Genomic DNA, 18519 nt, shown 5'->3' with positions numbered 1-18519 from the left:
ACATCACCTACACCTACGACCCCGCCACCGGCCAAAAGACCGGCGTCACCACAGCGAAAACCGACATCCACTACGGATACGACCAGGAAGGCCGTCTCCACACCGTGACGGTCGACAAGCTCGACGGCGCCACGCTGTCCCAGCCGCTGGTCACGACTTACACCTACGACCTCGACGATCGCTTAGTCTCGACCGCAATGCCCAACGGCACGGTCGAGACTCGTGGCTACGACGTCCTCAACCACTTGACCTCGATCGTGACGACACTCGGAGCGTCGGGGCCGGTCCTTGCCGGTTTCACCTACACGCTCGACAAGAACGGCCTCCGCCGGTCCATGACCGAGGCCAGCGGCCGCACAGTTGCCTATACCTACGACGCTGATGGTCGCTTAGTCAAGGAGGCGATCACTCATGATCCCTCGGCCACCGACCGAACGTTCGGCTACGCCTATGACCTGGCCGGGAACCGTTCTTCGCTCACCGACACCGGCGATGGCACGGGTGCCTCCGATCTCCGATCTTACTATGACACCGACAACCGGCTGATGGAGGTCTACGGAATTTCCAAAGGCGGAGGGTACACGGCTACCTATTCCTACGACGGCAACGGCGACACCAAAACCGAGACCGTCACGACCGACAACGGCACCGGCAATACAACGACCTCCCAGACGACTTATGCCTGGGATTTGGAGGGGCGACTCATCAGTGCCAACGTCCCCGACGCGAATGGGACGACGCATCACACGGACTACTTGTATGACGACGACGGCAATCGTGTCACTGCGACGACCGACGGGCAGCGGACGACCTACCTAAACGACCCCAACCAGGCATACGACCAGGTGCTTGAAGAGTACGCGCCGGGCGGAGCGTTGGTGGCGTCGTACGTGCGCGGACTGGACCTGCTGTTCCAGGACCGGAATGGGACACGTTCGTTCTACGTCAAGGACGGGTTGGGGAGCACACGGAAGCTGACGGACGCGACGGGCGTCGTGACCGATACGACGAAGTACGACGCCTACGGCATCACGCTCGCGCACACCGGAACGACGGTCAACGCCTACCAGTTCGCGGGCGAGCAGCGCGACGCGGCGACGGGGCTGGACTACCTGCGCGCCCGGTATTACGACGCGTCGGCGGGGCGGTTCACCTCGCGCGACTCGTACGACGGCGAGGTCGCCGACCCAGTCACGCAGAATCACTACTCCTACGCTGGCGGAAATCCGGTCGATTTTGTCGACGCCAGTGGCCACGAATTCACTCTGTCCGGAATCACAGTCTCAATCGGCGTCCAAACGACAATCAGGAGTGTGGGCACAGGGGCGGTCCTGGGCGCCATAGGAGGGGCAACCTACGGCGGGATTGATGCAGCGCTTGGAGGCGATGATTGGCAGCAGGCCGCACTCCGAGGGGCCGTTTCGGGGTTTATCCTTGGAGCGGCGGGTGGAGCGTTGGGTAGCCAATGGGGCCTGCTGACGCACGCGGCACATTACACGATCAAGACGGCTTTGTTCGGATTCAACGTCATCTCCACGGGTGCCGGAATCATCGAGTCGCTCTTCAACGGCGAACTTGATCAAGCCGGGTTTAGGCTATTCGCAGGTCTTGGAGGGTTCGGGCTGATCCGACGGATCCCCACGTGCTTCCCCGCCGGAACGAAGGTGCTCACCGTGGCGAATGGCTCGCATGGCCACCATCCTGGGTTCGATGTGCAGTATAAGAACATCGAGGACGTCGTCGTCGGCGACACCGTACTCTGCGCCGAGGAGACGCATGTCGACCGCAGCGCTCTCGGGAGGGTCGCGAAGGTCTACAGGCGGCAAGCAAAGTCGCTCCTCGTCATCCGGGTCGGCGGCATCGACAAACTTCAGCAGACATTGACCCCCACACCTGAGCATCCGTTCTGGGTCGATGGAAAGGGATGGTTGGCGGCCCGGAGCCTCATGGAAGGAGACCGGCTCCGTACGTCTGGTGATAGCCTCTGCACTGTGATGTCGATTCGTCACCAGGATCTTGAATCGGACATCATCGTCTACAATTTGGAGGTTGCGGACAACCACTGCTATTACGTGGCGGACCGCGAAGGGGTGGACGGAATTCTCGTGCACAACGCGGATTACGGGACTCTCTTGAAGGGGATGAAGAGCGCCCTGTCTTCGGGAAAGCCACATTACAACGAGAACGCTGATTCACTTGATGATGCTCTCAACGCGGTCAAGAACTTCCTGGGGAGCGACGCCATCGAGGCGCCGCCGGGCGTTCCCGACTCTGCGGGAAATCCCGGGGTCTACGTGGATCCGGCTTTCGGCACCAAAAAGTGGTTCCGAATCGAACCCCCCGACGGCGGCAGTAACATGTTTCACATCAAGTTCCAAGATTACACTGGTGGCAAGCGCGGGAGGGGTGGCATCAACGGACATATCACGTTCCCTGAGGCTGATTATTGGCGTTATGTCGAATTGCTCACAAAACCAGGGTAGCTGCTGCAATCCCAGTGGCCCCTTCCACACTCAAGCGGTCGAATCACCCAGGTAGGTGGCGCCCAGCCGCGGGGCCGGGCGCCGCAGTCGCTCAAGAGGCAGATCGAAGGCGGTCGGACAACCGGTGAGGTGGTTCGTGCATACAAACCTGCCGTGGTACGTTTGGGCGGCGGCCTTTCGGCTCTTCCTCGCGGCAATCCGCTCGAACAAAGGGCCGTCGGCCACTACAATCATGGGGTGCGGTGACACAGTGGTCTTAGGGCCGGCGCCCGCGAGGAGTTACGTCATGATCAATACGCCACTGAGTTCTCAATGCATCCCATTCGCCGACTGGCCAATCGCTTACCGATTCACTTCCGAGAATTACAATGTCTTGAATTCAGAAACACTCGCAAGCATCAGACCTTTGGCGGCGGCGGCCGCACAGGAACTCGCCAGACGCCATGACCTGATTCGGTTGATGAACACGGTGAGAAGCAACATGCCCATGCCCGGGTGGGTGCGGACGGAAATCGATCCATCCGATCTCGAGAAAACAAGGTCTTGGCTTCGTTCACGACCCATTCCGGCGGAGGATGACGTCTTCGTCGAATGGAGCGCGAGCGACGGCGGGGCGGCCATAGTCAAGTGGGGGACGCTCTGCGAATTCTTTGATGATTTCTGGTATCCGTTCGAAGTCGTACTCGTTACCGATGACTCGTCAGGCTGGCGACTCCTCTTCGGCCCCAACGACGAGGTCCGATGGCGCGGGAGGAAAGAGTAAAGTGGTTGCCAGGAGATTTCCTTATGGTGAACTGATGATCACAAGGGCGAACCGGTCACCGAGAAGGGCGGCTGATCGCGGTCACCTCCACCGAGAGGGCGGTCGACTACGAGTACGCCCCGGCCACCGGCCAGAAGACGCGCGTCTGGACCGGGACCGACCCGGCCGCCCCCGTCACCGACCTGACCTGACCTGACCTGACCTGACCTGACCTGACCTGACCTGACCTACGGCTACGACGAGTTCGGCCGCCAGGCGAGGGAAGCTAAAATGGGGACGGAGGAAATTTAAGGAGACCGTTCCTCAACTCCATTCCGATTCGAAAATTTCCTCAATCCCCAATTTTATCCCCTACGAAATCATAACAACATCATAACTTTGGTCGTCGGCACGTCCAAGGCGGGAGAGAAAATCACCCCAAAATTTCAACTCCGCAGTATTGCGGACGTCCCGCCTAATGGACCCGCTTGGCCATTCGCATCAAGAGATACTTTGGGAGGGAGCCGATGAATCCACTGCCAATCTACGCGGGGCTCGGGGTCGATCTGGAGTCCGATATCGCCCTAGAAAAGCGGCTCAGCTCACTCGCTGTTTTTCAGAAGCAGGGGGGGTCAACATCGAGTTCGACAAGCAGGCCAGGCCGACTTTCACACACCAAGTTGTACTCGCCTACTACCTCCAGGGGCGGCCGGAGAAGGCAAGGGAGTACGCGACAGCGCTGGTGGCGGAGGTCGAAGATTCTCTCACCGGAGATTGGCAGGAATCCTACGTGGTCACATGGTGGGTCGATGACCCCGCCCACCCGGATGGGGGTTACAAGAGATCGTTTATACCCGGGCATGAATGGTGTCGCCGAGAATTCCGGTGGATGGAGACTTTCCGCGACGGACTCCTCTGGGCGCTGTGCCTGAACGATCACACGGCCGCAGTGCGCTTGGCCGAATACCCCGGGAGCGACGTCCCCGCTCAAAAGAATTCCACTTCGGCCCGCCGGACAAGGCGTGGCGGATGCTGGCCGCATCCCTTGTTCTGAGGAGGCCCCGCTCAGACTGGCCTCCTTACGAGCAGGTGATCGAACGATCGCGGGTCAAAAAACCTCGTCTCCTCGTCTCCTCCTCGCCGCCCTTCGCGCCGTCTCGGCAGATAATACGGTCGCGTTCCGCAAAGCTATCTCGGAGTGTGTCCGCCATCACCTCCGCACGGAATTCTCAGCCAACGAAAACGGTCTCAATGACAAACTTGCCTTAGACGCCAGTCTCGTGCTCCAGATTGCTAGGCGCTCGGGAATGTCAACCGACCTCCTATGGGAAGATCAGTCGACACTGTCGTACGTTTGTGGTTCGAATTTGTGGCACTTCAGGTTCGCTAATGCACCATGCCTGGATAAGAGTCGGGCGGGGTATACTCCCTGCCCCGGTCACGGTTGGAATCCAAACGGTCCGTAACATCAACAAACTGAAAGGGATCGTCGTAGGTCGAGAACAGGTTGCGATTTTCCAGGATCGGCAGCTTGGTTCCAAAGTTGTTGTTGAAAACGACTCGAAACGAGTTGACCGGCGTAATCCTCGGGGTGAGTCCTTCGTAATTGTGGTTGGGAAAGTAATAGCAGTTCAAGATGCTCATCCGTTCGCGAAGGTCGGTCCGTTCAAGGTCGTTGAGGTGGTGACGTAGGCCGGAGCCATGATCGGACTGAAGGATGATGATCGGTGGCTCGGGCGATTGGGCGAGGATTCGATCGATCGTCTCTTCGACCCGCTTGGTGAGATAGATTGCCTGCTTGCGATAGCCGTCGCGGTAGTTCTTGGGGTTGTCGAGCTTCTTGGAGCCTCTGCCCCTGGCGTTGCTCGCGCTCGGGCTGACATCCTCGCCATTCTCACCGAAGACGAAGGGATGGTGCGGACCGACGATGTGGGCGAACGTGAACGTCGGCTCTTTCGCTTGGGCCAGCTCTGGGAGGTGGCCCAGGACGAAAAGGATCCGTTCACGCATCGACCTGTAGAAATCCCAGGATTTCACCGGGAAGGGCAGGAACCGCAACGGCGTCATCCGGACCACCAACATCTGGAAGTTGTCCGCCGGATGGCGAGGACCGAGGAAGCGATCCGCCTGGGTACACTCGGTGGGGTCGTAGCCGGTCGCAAACGCCGCGAACTGATAGCCGAGAGGCCGTAACGATTTGACAACAAGGTTGTCGCCGATCAAGAGGGCCAGGGGATCGCGGTCGCGCGTCGAGGGTGCAATCAACTTGTCGAGATACTCACAATTCAAAGTCGAGGCGAGCGATAAGGGCGTCTGGCCGTAGTTGGTCCGGCTTTCACGCGCGATGAAAAATCCCTTCTTCTCGAGTCGGTGGAGAAACGGTTCGTTGTCAAAGTCGAAGAGCTCCTTCATCACGTCCGAGCGCGCGTAGGCATCAAGAATGATGAAGTAAATGTCAGGTAACCGCGCCGGCCTCGAGGGTAGCGCGATCCCCCCTTCCGCTCGAATGATCGGCTTGGCGGGTTCGCGGATCCAGGCCATGACCACATTGCCAGTCGGCATGAGCACAAGGATCAGGGCGAAGACGTTCAGATAGCCCGACCAGAGGCCAGGGTCCTTCAAACGCCTGAAGATCAAAATCAGCGGGGGTATCGCTCCGAATCCCAGGATCGTCACCACGAGTAACGGATGCTCGCGATACCCCCGGTTCACCCAGAATTGGCTTAGCACTTCCAGAAGGGTGTCGACGACGACCAGGAAGGGATTAAACGCATAAAAGAGAGCGATCAGCATCGAGGTCGCCAGCGCGGCCCGCTGGCGGTCCCGGGAGATCGCCCACAGGGTCACCCAGATCGCGAAGGGCACGGCGAGCGCCAGGCCGATCGGCACCAGCAACGACCGGGGCGACGTCTCATAGACGTTGTGCGAATAGAGGGAGAGGATCGGGAAGATCCCGATCAGAAAGGGATGGAAGACCCATCGCCACCGGGCCGATCCCCCCTGCCCCGCATCAGGTACATCACCCGTCCGCTGTCCGGGATCGGATCCGAGGCCTCGATGGCGAAGTATTGTCGAAAACATCGCTCGAATTCAGCTTGGTGATAATCAGGAAAGATGTCTTCACGACTGGCCAGGAGCCGGGCAACTTGCGGATCACCCTTCGGTACGAACTCGATGATCAGGGATCGCCCGAGCCGATGCAGAAACTCGGCAATACCGACCAGCGGAATATTATTGGCAATCGCCAGGTGGTGGACTAGAGCGAGGGCCAGTACCACGTCGACCGGACCGCGGCTCAGAAGCGAGGCCCGTTCATGATTCTGCCAGCCGGTGCCGGGACTCGGATTGAGCAGGTCGAGCAGTAACGGCAAGATCCGAGCATCACCGCGCTGGACGACCTCGCGATAGTTCAGTTCGACACAGCCCGGATCCACATCAAACGAAACCGTCGTGATCCCCCGCGCCGCGGCGACCCGGCTGAACCGGCCGGTGTTCGCTCCCAGATCCCAGGCGGTCGCCGGCCTGAGCCGGTCGAGGTAATCCGCGACGACCTCTTCCTTACGAACCAAGGCCGAGTCGGTGTAACTGTGCTCGCGGTAGTAGCTGGCCCATTCGGTCTTCCCCGGTTCCCAACGGAATCGGCGGATCGCCGACTCGAGGTGATCGACCAGGCCCAACAGCGCCCCACGTCCGAACCGACGCTTGACCGATCGCGGCGGCGCCGCCGTGCCCGCATAAGCTGTCTGCATTTTTGCATGCAAGTGAATATGGATCGCCAACGACGGCCAGAGTTTCGATCGCGCCGGCAGCAGGCGGCTGGCCAGGTCGAGTGGGATCCCGTCGATATTCGTCCGCAAGAGCTGATTGAGCCGAACGTCGGTCCGACTCATCAGTGCCAGCGGGGCCAGGAAGTGCTGGCAAAACTGGCGATAGGCAACCCACGGGTTCCCCTCGCGATAGGTTTCAAACGAGAGGGTATCGATGAAGATCACGCGTCCGTTCCGGAACTGGACGTTGTAGGCGGTGCAGTCCTTCAACGTCATTCCGTATTCGATCGCCCGCTTCTGGATCGCCAAGGTCAGAAGCGCGGCGTCCTTGAACTGACTGAAGCTCCATTCATAAGGGTAGGAAATGAATGGGATCGGCTCAGGCCGGAGTACCTTGTAGCTGGCTTCGGAATCGGAGTCGGGCGAAGCCAGTTCGACCTCCTCGTGGGCGATGAGCCAGCCATCGTCCACAAGGCGGCCGTAGAGTCCCGACTCGATCAGGAGGTCGTAGTCGCTCCGATAGGAGTTGTTGACCTGGCGATAGAGCACACCGTCTTGTTGAAACACGAAGCCGTTGGGGTCGCGAAATGAGGCAGTCGATCGCGTTCCTCGGACCTCATGCATGATTTTTGAAGACGCGGCTGACCGAAGTCCGCACCACGCCGATCGACGACTTCAAAAAGAACAAGCTACTGAACATTCCTGCAATTAGCACCTGGAGTAACAAGCTCCCGCTCCCTGGGTCCAGATAGGCCAGGACCAACGGAAGATCGTTAGCGATAGGAAGGAGCCACGTCATGGGCATTCCTCTCATCAACTGGGCCGCTTATCAGGCCAATGGGCCCTGTGCCACAAGTGGGAACGCTTTGCCGAGGGGGGGTGTCGAGATCATGGGAACTTGGGACATACCATCCCCCAATCCAACGACACAAGCAAGCGTGGGACTCACTACCTTAACCAAGCGTCATTCCAGTTCGCAACGGCCCCGATTTTTTTAGGATTTATTCCCTCGACCTCGGTTCACCCCAGGACCAAGCCCTGCCACCGGATCGGACCGGTTCGAGAACCGTCGATCGGGCCCGTCTTGATCGTGAGCGGTCAACGTCTGCCGTACGCTTAAATCAAATCAATATTTCATCTTACAGCGAGCTTACACCTTCAAATCATGCCCTGGAATTTTGCGCCCTCCTGGTTCCAAGAGTCGGTCATCGGAGAGCATGATGCGCGGCCAGCCGGGGGGAGATTTTTTTTCAGTGATCCTGTTTTTTTTGACGCAAACGACCTTGAGCCCGCAACGAATCCGCGGTCGATCCGACCGAGTCGCCAGACGTCGAATCGAAGGCACTCCAACGGATCCCAGGAGGCCTCCCCTGCCCTGCTCGACCATCCCGTTCGTTGGCTGGCCCCTGTTACGCCGCGTAACGCGCCGGCAGTCTGGGGACGGACTGGACCCTGTTACGCCGCGTAACGCGCCGGCTATCTGAGAAAGGACCAGCCCTCTGTTACGCCGCGTAACGCGGCGGCGGTCCTCCGCCGGACCGGGCTCATGTTACGCCGCGTAACGCGCCGATAGATGGATCGCTGTTACGCCGCGTAACACTCGATTTTCTTTGAGACTGGAGCAGGGGGACCGGCGGTTCTCGATCCGAGGCCAACGGGTATCACGGGTTCCAGGCTCGAAACCCATGGCGGATCAGCCGGGACCCTCGCTCACGGGTTCCGAGGCCGGAACCCGCGGTATCCAAAGTTCATCCGGCTTGCGGCATCCATCGTCTCCCGGTGACCTGGCTCGAGTCGCGACTTATTATTGGGGGCCCTGACCCGTGCGAACGATTGCGTTTCTGAACAAGAAGGGAGGGGTCGGCAAGACCTCGACCTGCCACCACCTCGCCGGGACGCTTGCCCGCAGAGGCCTGCGGATCCTGCTGGTGGATGCCGACCCCCAGGCCTCGCTGACCCAGGGCCTGCTCGGGCCGGAGGTCGCCCGGCTGTTGAAGCCTCGCGAGACGATCGCGGGCCTGTTCGACGACGCCTGCGACGCCGACATGGCAAACCTGGTCCGGCCGGCCAGCGTTCCCGGCGTCTCGCTCTTGGCGGGCTCGAGCCGAATGGACAAGTTCAACGCCCTGGAACCATGGACCACGGGCGACTCCCAGTACGTTCTCCGCGACGCCTTGCGGGAAGTCGCCGGTGACTTCGACCTCACCCTGATCGACTGCCCGCCGCACATTTACCTCTGTGCCTGGTCGGCCATGGTGGCGGCGCAAGGGATCGTGGTGCCGCTCCAGGCGGAGGACTATGGAGCACAAGGGGTCGCCGCGATCCAAGGGTCGATCGACCACGTCCGCGCGGGGGCCAACCCGCGGCTGACCGTTCTCGGCTTCTTGTTAACGATGTTCCAAAAGTCGCTCGCGGTCCACGCGGGTTACGCGGCCGACCTGCGAGCGATCTACGGCGACGCCGTCTTCGAGACGGTCGTGCCCCACGCCAAGGACTTCAAAGAGTCAGTCATGCTCCGCAAGCCGGTCGTCGCCTACAAGCCCCGCTCGGCGGCGGCCAAGGCGATCGATGCGCTCGCCGACGAGCTCCTGGCGAGGCTCGACGCCCGCGTCGCCGACGAGCCGAGGAGGGTTGCCTGATGGCCAAGCCAAACCAGACCGACGAGGCGCGAATCAACCGGCTGGCGTCGATGACCCGCCTGCCGGCCGAATCCGAGTCCATGACGGCCGACCCTGAAGCGCGGTCGTTCGAGGGCCGCTCGCGACTGAAAACGGCGGCCGAGATCCGGCTCGATCGGATCGTGGCCGACCCCAACCAGCCCCGCGTCGAGTTCGACCCGGAATCCCTCAGCCGGCTCGCGGCCAGTCTCCAACAGCGCGGCCAACTCCAGCCGATCCGGGTCCGCTGGGATGAGGCCCTCGATCGTTACGTCGTAGTCGTCGGCGAACGACGATGGCGTGCCGCCGGCCTCGCCGGCCTGACCTCGATCGCCTGTGTCGTGACCACCGGCACCGCGGCTCCCGAGGAAATCCTGGAGGACCAGCTCATCGAGAACTGCTTGCGAGAGGATCTCAGGCCGATCGAGCAGGCCAGGGCGTTCCGGACCCTGCTGTCCCGTCTCGGGATTTCCCAGCGGCAACTCGCCGAGCGGCTCCAGGTCAGCCCCCCGACTATCACGAGGGCGCTGGCGCTTCTGGAACTGCCCGACTCCATCCAGACGTCGGTCGACGCCGGCGAAATTGCGCCGCACACCGCCTACGAGATCTCGAAGATCGACGACCGGGCCACGCAGGTCGAGGTCGCCGCTCAGGCGGCCCAGGGTCGGCTCCGCCGCGACGACATGCGCGAGATGGTGACGAAGACGCCGAGGCAGAGCAAGGGGGCCACCCCTAAGCCCTGGGTCCACAACGTCGACGGCCGGGTGCGCGTGACCGTCGCTCCCTTGGCCGACGACGTGGAGCACGAGGAGCTGGTCGAGGCGCTGCGGTCGGCCCTCGCGACCCTCCGCAAGAAGAGCCGCGGTCAGGCCGCTTGAGACCGGATCAGGCGTCGAGCTCATTTTCGGGGAACAAGGTCCCCTGCGCCACCCTGGCCGTGCCGAGCCGCTTCTCAAGCGCGACGAGACAGAGCGGCTCGAGCATCTTCTTCCAGCGACCGAGGCCAGGGTTCTCAACCTTGACCTCGGACAGAATGGCCTCACGTTCCGCGTCGTGAAGCCGATCCCAGGCGGCGCGGAGCTCGGTCTCCCGGGCCTGATCGCGTTCCGATTCATCGTGAGCCTGGCGACGGGCCTGGCGCCCCTTCTCCTCGGCGACCCGTTCCACCTCGGTCGCCGCGGCCTTCGCCTCCGTCGATTCGGCGGTGGGGAAATCGCCCGGGGCCTGATAGTCGGCCCGGATCGACGCGACGAGGTAGCCGGCCGGATTCTTGCCGACCCGCTTGTCGCCGTTTCGCAGGAGCCAGTCGAAGACGTCGACCTTGGTCTCGATCCTCCCGCTGGGGTGCGTCTCGACCAGCTCGGCGGCGATCTTGGCCGTCACCCCACGCGCCTTGAGCACCTCAATCAGCTCCGACGTCTCCTCCACGGGTGGCTCGTCCGCCTGTCCCGTCTTGCCTCGGATCAGGATGATCCGCCAACACCCTCGCTTGACGTACGAGTACCGCTCTTCAAGACTCAACGGCTCGAGAAAGCCGAGTTGCTCGAGCTCTTCCAAAGCAGGCTTGAGCCGGCGCTTCAATTCGGTGGGCGCATAAGATCGGCTCATCCCAATATGTTCGCATGCCATTGTCCGCAAATCAAAGTCGAGTCGCGAGCGGCGGTAGAATCGCTTGTCGAGGAAGCGGAACATCCGCTTGGTGGTCGGCAATCGCAACCGCAGGTAAAACTCGAGGTCGAGTTGTTTGAGGTTGCCGCTCTGGAAACTCTGGAAGATCACTTCGTTCCAGCGGAAGCTCGACAAGGGCAGGGGGGCCTTTTCGGCCTTCACCGGCTTGCCCGAGCGTGGCGCCGGTCGGCGTCGTTCGCGATCGTAGAGGGTGACGTTGTCCAGGACGTGGAAGTTCTCATCGACCCAACTCTTGGCGTTGTTGTCCCACCAAGCATTCTCATACATCAAGACCACGCCCACCCAGCGATGGAGCGCCTCTTCGATCCGCCGATAGCTCTGCCCGCTCTGCGGCCAACCGAGGAGCTCGATCAACTCGTAACGCGAGAACCCGACCTTGGCCTCGGTGAAGTTGTTCCGCCGCTTCGTCAGTTGAATCAGGCCGACCAGGACCTCGTCGTCCAACGAGGTCGGTAGGCCGTGCTTGTGCGTCCCCATGATCGTCAGCCGCCGAACGATCGGCGCGCTGTCACGACACTCCAGCTTGTCTTCGAAGACCAACGTGGTCTGCCCATCGGGAATCCGATCGGTCAGCGCGGCGATGGGAAACTCGGCGAGGTTCAGCTCGTCCTTCCAGCCGGCATCGAGCGCCGAGGGACTTTCGGCAACGCGCTCGAGTCGGGCCGGTTCCTCAATCGATTGATCCCAATCGTCCATCGCTGTTCCCCAGGGCTCAGGATGTCAGTCAAGCTGCGAGCGATTCTGCTGGATTCGAAACCGATCGAAAAAAAGACAGCATCAAAACAGCGGCGAGCTGTTGTTGTTCTTTTCTTCTAAACAAGAGTCTAATACAAATTCTAGGCGCCGCAAGTGTTTTGTGATCCAGAACTTATGAACCCTAACTATGTCCCGTTAATCGCTAGTGGTATGTCCGGGCTATCGTGGGTGCAGGGGCGAACTATGTCCGGGCTATCGTGAGAAGTATGTCCCATTAATCGCTAAACGGCGGCCGAATCATGTCCGGTTGATCGTGGTGGACAAAAAGCAACTATGGGTGGAATATCGGTAGTGTACAAAGGGATTGAGGTGCGTGCCGGAAGCCTGTATGTCCGGTTAATCGGCATGTACACAAAAACATGCTTAAGCACCGAGACTCAGGCCGGAGAGTCGATCGTCTCGGATTAATCGGTAAACGTCGAAGGGTTCAGGGGATACCGTAACGTCGAAGGGCGGGCGGAAAGTATGTCTGAACGATCGTGGTGGACGTAAGTCAATCGTTGGTTGCGCGCAGGCCGGGGGGCAAAGTATGTCCGGTGCATCGCCAACGGAAGGGCGTTGAAGTGGGCTCACGACCGGGCGGGTAAGTATGTCCGGTCTATCGGTAGTTCTGCCTGAGGTCCTGGTGGTGGCGTTCGACCAGGGCGCGGGTAAGTATGTCCGGTCTATCGGTACGGAGCCGTGCTGGGAGATGAACCGAGATTGTGAAGCTTGCCCAAATTCTTGTCCGTGGTCGCAGCCAAATCCCAAAAAAATGAATTCGGACCGATCGCGGGATGGGGGCGTCTGAACCGCTTTTTGGGCTCGTCGTCCGAGTTTCCAGGTGGCAAGGACTGGCCGGGTGAACGCTTTGGGGAGGAGGAGATCGGTTTCGATCGGTCTGCCCCTCTTTCGAAGAGCCAGGTCGTCGAGCCTTCGGGATTGAGGGACTCGGGAGGTTTCCGTTCGATTCGCAACGGAGAGACCTGGGAAGGGGTGGGGGAGGGGAGGGAACTCCGCACGGAGGGCGGCTAACTCGCGGTCGACTCGGTTGCTCCGCTCCCAGTGTGCGTTCAGGAGGGTCGCGTTGTCATGCTGGACCTGGCGGAGCAGGTCCAGCAAGCTTGCCTGCATTTCGCTTTGCTGCTTCAACCTTGCCCACTCGAAGGTGGGGCAGCGACAGGCTATTGTGATGGATCATTAATATTCGTCTCACTCCGCTGAATGATATCAACTGCGACAGCATCCATGATAGTGGACTGCGATGGCAGCTGACCGTCCGCGCCCCCCCCGCCACGACGGTCGGAGAGATTCTTCGGAGATTGTTTTCCAATTCGGGCGCGCACTGTCCACTTCAATGGCAGTGCGACCAAGCTCCAGTTCCGTCACGGCTCGAACAAAGCGAGGCCCGCGATTCACAATGGGGGCATGATGTGGTGGGAGATCGCCAGCACGTCATCGTGCGATATCCACGCACGCACTCTTCGTCAGAGGAGCGTGAAGTTTCCAAGGGCCGGGGGTTTCTCAGCCGATTCCTCAAGGCTGAGCGGCGCATCTTCGCCTACATTCTCGCGCTATCGCCTCGAAGATCTGATGCCGACGATCTTTTTCAAGAGGCAAGCATGGTGATGTGGGAGAAGTATGATGAAACCAATCCACCAGAAGATTTCGTGGCTTGGGGATGTCGCATTGCCTACTTCAAAATTTGTGACTATCGCAAGGGCCAGGTGCGGCAACGCGTGACCTTCAGTGACGCGATGCTCGCTCGAATGGCGGAGACCTTGGCGACCGAAGCGACGACGAGGCATCTCGACGAGCGGCGCGAGGCGTTGGAGTGCTGCCTCGGCAAGCTGAACCGCCGCGACAAAGACTTCCTCGTGCAACGGCTCGAGGAAGGAGCCACGGCTCAGACGACCGCTGAGCGGACCGGACGATCCGTCGCCGCGGTTTACAAGGCGATGGCGAAAATTCGTAGTTCTCTAGGCGACTGTGTGTCGCGAACACTGGCGATGAAGGGTCGGGCATGATGCGAGATCCCGATCGGGACACCGAGTTGCAATCGCTTCTCGAGGCGGTTTGCGAAGAGACGATCACGACCGAGCAACTGGCGCGGTTGGAAGCGATCATGATGGCCGATCCGGAGGCGGAAACCCGTTACCTTGAGTTCATGCAGGTCCACGCCGATTTACTCCGCGAGTTCGGCGGAGCACGTTCCAGGGTCGACCTGAGTGGATGGGACCGAGAACGGTCCGGATTCGAGGAGGGCGTGTTCCCGCACACCGCGTCCGGCTTCCGGCCGTGGAGCAGGCCGGCTTACCGCGGGTTCATGGTCCTGGTCGCGGCGGCCGCGATCGGGCTGGCCGCGACGATCGCCTTCCACGCGTTGAATGAGGCGCGCCCACGGCGGATGGGGCCAACACGACAAGTTGCGATCCGCAACGCGAAGCCGCCTTACCGCAAGGTCGATGTCACGCGCGGCATCGCCCTGGTCGTCAAAGTCGATGGGATGCAGTGGGAGTCGCCGGATCGAGCGCATCCATCGGAGGGGGACGTTCTCGCGGCCGGCCGGCTTCGCTTCCGCGCGGGACGCCTTTTTTTGAACATGTTCACCGGTGTTTCCCTGGTGGTTGAGGGACCCGCTGACGTGGAACTCCTCTCCTTTGACAAGGTTCACGTTCGCTCGGGCCGACTGCGCGCCCGAGTGCCGGAAGGGGCAGAGGGCTTCGTGGTTTCCGGTCCCGGTTCGGCGGTCGTGGACCTGGGGACGGAGTTTGGACTGAACATCGGATCCGACGGCAAGATGCAGGGCAAGGTCTTTAAAGGAATGGTCGAGGCCGCACTTTTGAACGACGCGGGGACCTATCGCCGCAGTCGGATGATGGATCCGAAGAGTCATAGCTTTAACATCGATCCCGAGGCCGAACTGATCGACTCGGGATTTCAGGCCGATGACTTTGTCACACTCACCCAGCAAGCCACATCCCACTTGATCCTGGACTCCCGCTATCGCGACGCGGTCACCCAGGCGGGCCCCTGGGGCTATTGGCGGTTCGACAGTCTGATCGACGGTCTGATCCCGAACGAAATTCCCGGCCGTCCCTCATTGCGAGCCGAGGGGCCGATCCACCTCTCGAATCCGGGGCAGGTCAACCGGAGCGCAGTGTTTGAATCGGGAGCGACTGGCCAGTATCTCACGGTCGACGGCCTTTGGGAGCCGCCACGACACCCAGGCTACGCGGTTGAATTATGGTTTCTGTCCCAGGGAATTTCCCACGGCGCGCTCGTGAGCTTTCTCGAAGATTCGCCGACCGTGCGGGTGAACCATTCCTCGGAACTGCACTTCAAGTTCCTTCTCGAACTGACATCCCGGGTCCGGGGGAAGCTTCATCAGCCGGCCTCCTTACGACTCCTCCACCGATTTCCGACAAGCTATAATGGTGGCGATAACTTGTATTCCAAAAGTCATTATATGCCGTGGCAGTGGCATCATCTGGTTGGTCAGTTAAACGAAAACCGAATGGAACTCTACCTGGATGGCGAACCGACTCCGCCATTGAACGTCGACCCGGTCTATTTCAACCGGGCGAGCCAGATCCTCCTCGGACGACTGACCACGCTTCCCAAGCATAATGAAGATACGAGCCGGCCGTTTGTGGGCTCGATGGACGAGGTTGCCATCTACAATCGGCCGCTCACGATTGAGGAAATCCGCAGTCATCATCGGCTTCGAACGGCCGCTCCCAACCGCCCCGGGGAGTGAGCCGAGATCATTGGCGGTGCAATCGCCCGCCGGCGGCGACCAAGTGCCTGGTCACCTTGATTCGATCGGTTTCGGCGAATGAGCCGCGAGCAAGGTCTCCGGGGGGCACGGATACGAATCGACGGAGATTCGTTGTGCTGATTGGTTGGGTTGGACCGTCGTTTTGCCGTGCCGTGCCGTGCTTCTTTCCTGTCTTTTTTTCTTTTTTTTAGGATTGCGAGGACTTCTCATGAGGCGTCGAGGTTTCACTCTGATCGAGTTGTTGGTTGTCATTGCGATTATTGCCGTCCTGATTGCGCTCTTGCTCCCGGCCGTGCAAGCGGCCCGCGAGGCGGCCCGCCGCTCCCAGTGTGTCAACAACCTGAAGCAGATGGGGTTGGCCATTCAGAACTATCACGATACCAACGGGTGCCTGCCGCCCACCGACAATGCGTCGATCTACAACAGCTTGACGGCCAACGCGAATGACTTCGGGATGAAGGTTCGCATCCTTCAGTATATGGAGCAGTCTTCACTTTACAACGCGTTTAATCAGTCAATTGCCTATAACCTGGCTCCGAACGGCACCGTCTCTTCGACCAACGTCGCCACCTTTATCTGCCCGTCCGACGGCACGTCCGTGAACCGGGGGATGTCGGGGTACGTCGGCCACAACTTCGGCGACTGCAACTATGGGAATAACATCGGAACCAGCTTGTCGTTCAACGGCGGCCAGATCGATGGGCCTTCCTATGTCATTGGCCAGTATCCGAGCGGTGGGATTAACTATGGCTCCAGCAACGGCGGTGTCGTTTCGATCGCGTCGATCATCGACGGAACGTCGAACACGGCGATGCATAGCGAGTGGGTGAAGGGGAAGGGAACGGCCGGCGACGGTCTCTGGCAGGTCTATGCGGTCGGTACCAACCTGACCACCACCACGCCCGCCCTCCCGGCCGGAGCGCTCGGTTGGCAGGCGGTCTTGAGCAGCATCGGCTCAAGCTGCCAGACGAGCACCACCCAGAACTGGAATACCAAAGGATACTCCTGGAGCGACGGCGGATGCGGCATCGGCGGCTGTTATAGCCACCTCCAGCCGCCGAACAAGAAAGCGTGCGTATTCGCCAACCAAAAGGAAGGCTATTCCGCCACGGTCATCTGGTCGGTCGGTACGATGATCGGCGCGAGTTCCTACCACTCGGGCGGGGTCAACGTCGGGATGCTCGACGGCTCGGTCCGGTTCGTCAAGGACAGTGTCAGCCTCGCGACCTGGGGTGCAATCGCGACCAAGGCTGGCGGCGAAATCGTCAGCGCCGATAGTCTCTGAGCCCCCCCTCGAAAGCACTCGGCCCGGGAGCCCCCCCGTCGGGCCGAGGTTTGCTCCAACTTCGTGGCTTCGCCGTTGCGCGGTTGGCTCGCTCGAGCCGCTCATGCCTTCGCTGAACAGCAATCCTCCCTCCCCGAGACTCAGTCGGAGCGGACTCATCGGTTCGGCCTCGGGTTCGTCAGACGCGACGGAACCAACGCGAAACCAAGGCGGGGCCGGGTGACCGACGCGTTGCCCGCTCAGCCGCGATCGTCCTGAGCACGCCCCTCCCGCTTCAGCTCGTATGGAATTCGGGCGACGCAGTCAAGCGAGACGGTTTCGAATCCCCAAGCAGTAACGATGGGTGTCTGTTGATGCGGTTGGGGCCGCGCCGCCTTGCCAGGCTCTGGGAGGGCCGCTAGCATGACCTCCGACCGTGTTGGCCAGCCGATCCGATTCCGGAGCGTTCCGATGTTGAAGGACCAGGAAGTGTTTCCCAAGGGCATCATCCTGGCGGGGGGTACGGGAACCCGGCTCTACCCGATTACCCGTGCGATCAGCAAGCAGTTATTGCCGATCTACGACAAGCCGATGATCTACTACCCGCTCTCCACCTTGATGTTGGCGGGAATTCGCGACATTCTTCTCATTTCCACGCCAGAAGATATCGGCAATTTTGAACGCGTTCTTGGGGATGGTCATCAAATCGGCCTCTCACTCCGCTATGCCGTTCAGCCTCATCCGGGCGGACTCGCCCAGGCGTTCCTGATTGGCCGCGAGTTTATCGGCTCGTCTTCGGTCGGCCTGATCTTGGGCGACAACATCTTCCACGGCCAAGGCTTTCAATTGATGCTGGCCCGGGCCGGCCGTCCCCAGCCGGGCGCCACGGTGTTTGCTTATCAGGTCAAGGATCCCGAACGCTACGGCGTGGTCGAGTTTGATGCTCAGGGCCACGCCATCTCGATTGAGGAGAAGCCCAAGCGGCCCCGGTCGCAGTTTGCGGTGACGGGCCTCTACTTCTACGACAACCAGGTCGTGGATATCGCCGCGAATTTGAAGCCCTCACCGCGGGGTGAGCTCGAGATCACCGACGTCAACCGTGAGTACCTCTCCCGCGGCCAGCTCCGTGTTGAACGGTTCAGCCGCGGGTTCGCCTGGCTCGACACCGGCACGATCGACTCCTTGAACCAGGCCGCCAATTACGTCGAGACCATTGAATCGCGCCAAGGGCTCAAGATTGCCTGTATCGAGGAAGTCGCCTACCGGATGGGATACATCTCAAGCGCGGAGGTTGAGGCGCTCGCGAGCAAACTCCCCAACGACTACGGTCGCTACTTGAAGGATTTAGTACGCGAGCCGGGCCAGACGGGCCTTTGAAATCCGTGGGGCAGGGGGGGGGAG

Annotated in this window: 10 protein-coding genes; 7 read left to right on the top strand and 3 right to left on the bottom strand. The window is 60.7% G+C overall.

The annotated features are described in order from the left end of the window. The first annotated feature begins 104 nt into the window (after nucleotides 1-104). A complete protein-coding gene (locus BUS42_RS41595) occupies nucleotides 105-2483 on the top strand; it encodes a polymorphic toxin-type HINT domain-containing protein (protein ID WP_074318014.1) in 2379 nt (792 codons plus the stop codon). Between the two features lie 2128 nt (nucleotides 2484-4611). On the opposite strand, the gene BUS42_RS41580 is transcribed toward BUS42_RS41595, so the two are convergent. Both BUS42_RS41580 and BUS42_RS41575 read right to left on the bottom strand, forming a co-directional pair. Beyond that, nucleotides 4612-6072: a hypothetical protein gene (locus BUS42_RS41580; protein ID WP_254054153.1), complete on the bottom strand. Its 1461-nt coding sequence runs from the start codon at nucleotides 6070-6072 to the stop codon at nucleotides 4612-4614. Nucleotides 6073-6182: 110 nt separating this feature from the next. After that, entirely contained in the window at nucleotides 6183-7616 is a 1434-nt protein-coding gene (locus BUS42_RS41575) for a class I SAM-dependent methyltransferase (RefSeq protein ID WP_074318007.1), read from the bottom strand. 1199 nt (nucleotides 7617-8815) lie between these two features. On the opposite strand from BUS42_RS41575, the gene BUS42_RS41565 reads away from it, so the two are divergent. Together BUS42_RS41565 and BUS42_RS41560 are read left to right on the top strand one after the other, a co-directional pair. Beyond that, complete coding sequence (locus tag BUS42_RS41565; RefSeq protein WP_074318002.1) at nucleotides 8816-9631, top strand: ParA family protein; 816 nt, start codon at nucleotides 8816-8818, stop codon at nucleotides 9629-9631. Then, nucleotides 9631-10527, top strand: coding sequence for a ParB/RepB/Spo0J family partition protein (locus tag BUS42_RS41560; RefSeq protein WP_074318000.1), 897 nt, complete (start codon nucleotides 9631-9633; stop codon nucleotides 10525-10527). Before BUS42_RS41565 ends, BUS42_RS41560 begins: the two co-directional genes overlap by 1 nt. Nucleotides 10528-10534: 7 nt before the next feature. On the opposite strand, the gene BUS42_RS41555 is transcribed toward BUS42_RS41560, so the two are convergent. After that, on the bottom strand, nucleotides 10535-12034 hold the full coding sequence (locus BUS42_RS41555; protein ID WP_074317998.1) for a replication initiator protein A: 1500 nt from the start codon (nucleotides 12032-12034) through the stop codon (nucleotides 10535-10537). Between the two features lie 1361 nt (nucleotides 12035-13395). On the opposite strand from BUS42_RS41555, the gene BUS42_RS41545 reads away from it, so the two are divergent. From BUS42_RS41545 to rfbA, 4 genes are all read left to right on the top strand, one after another. Further along, nucleotides 13396-14100 carry a sigma-70 family RNA polymerase sigma factor gene (locus BUS42_RS41545; protein WP_254054151.1) on the top strand — a complete coding sequence of 235 codons (705 nt, stop codon included), beginning with the start codon at nucleotides 13396-13398 and terminating at the stop codon, nucleotides 14098-14100. Beyond that, complete coding sequence (locus BUS42_RS41540) at nucleotides 14097-15833, top strand: LamG-like jellyroll fold domain-containing protein (protein WP_074317994.1); 1737 nt, start codon at nucleotides 14097-14099, stop codon at nucleotides 15831-15833. The genes BUS42_RS41545 and BUS42_RS41540 overlap by 4 nt, the downstream gene beginning before the upstream one ends. Before the next feature lie 229 nt (nucleotides 15834-16062). Further along, nucleotides 16063-17139, top strand: coding sequence for a DUF1559 domain-containing protein (locus BUS42_RS41535; RefSeq protein WP_074317992.1), 1077 nt, complete (start codon nucleotides 16063-16065; stop codon nucleotides 17137-17139). Nucleotides 17140-17589: 450 nt separating this feature from the next. Then, nucleotides 17590-18495 (top strand): glucose-1-phosphate thymidylyltransferase RfbA, encoded by a 906-nt coding sequence (gene rfbA, locus BUS42_RS41530; protein WP_074318034.1) that lies wholly within the window; start codon nucleotides 17590-17592, stop codon nucleotides 18493-18495. The last annotated feature ends 24 nt before the right edge of the window (nucleotides 18496-18519 follow it).

Origin of the sequence: Singulisphaera sp. GP187 (assembly GCF_900129635.1) — a bacterium.
Classification (GTDB): domain Bacteria; phylum Planctomycetota; class Planctomycetia; order Isosphaerales; family Isosphaeraceae; genus Singulisphaera.
Note: the sequence above shows the minus strand (reverse complement) of the source record. Positions and strands in the feature narration are given on the sequence as shown.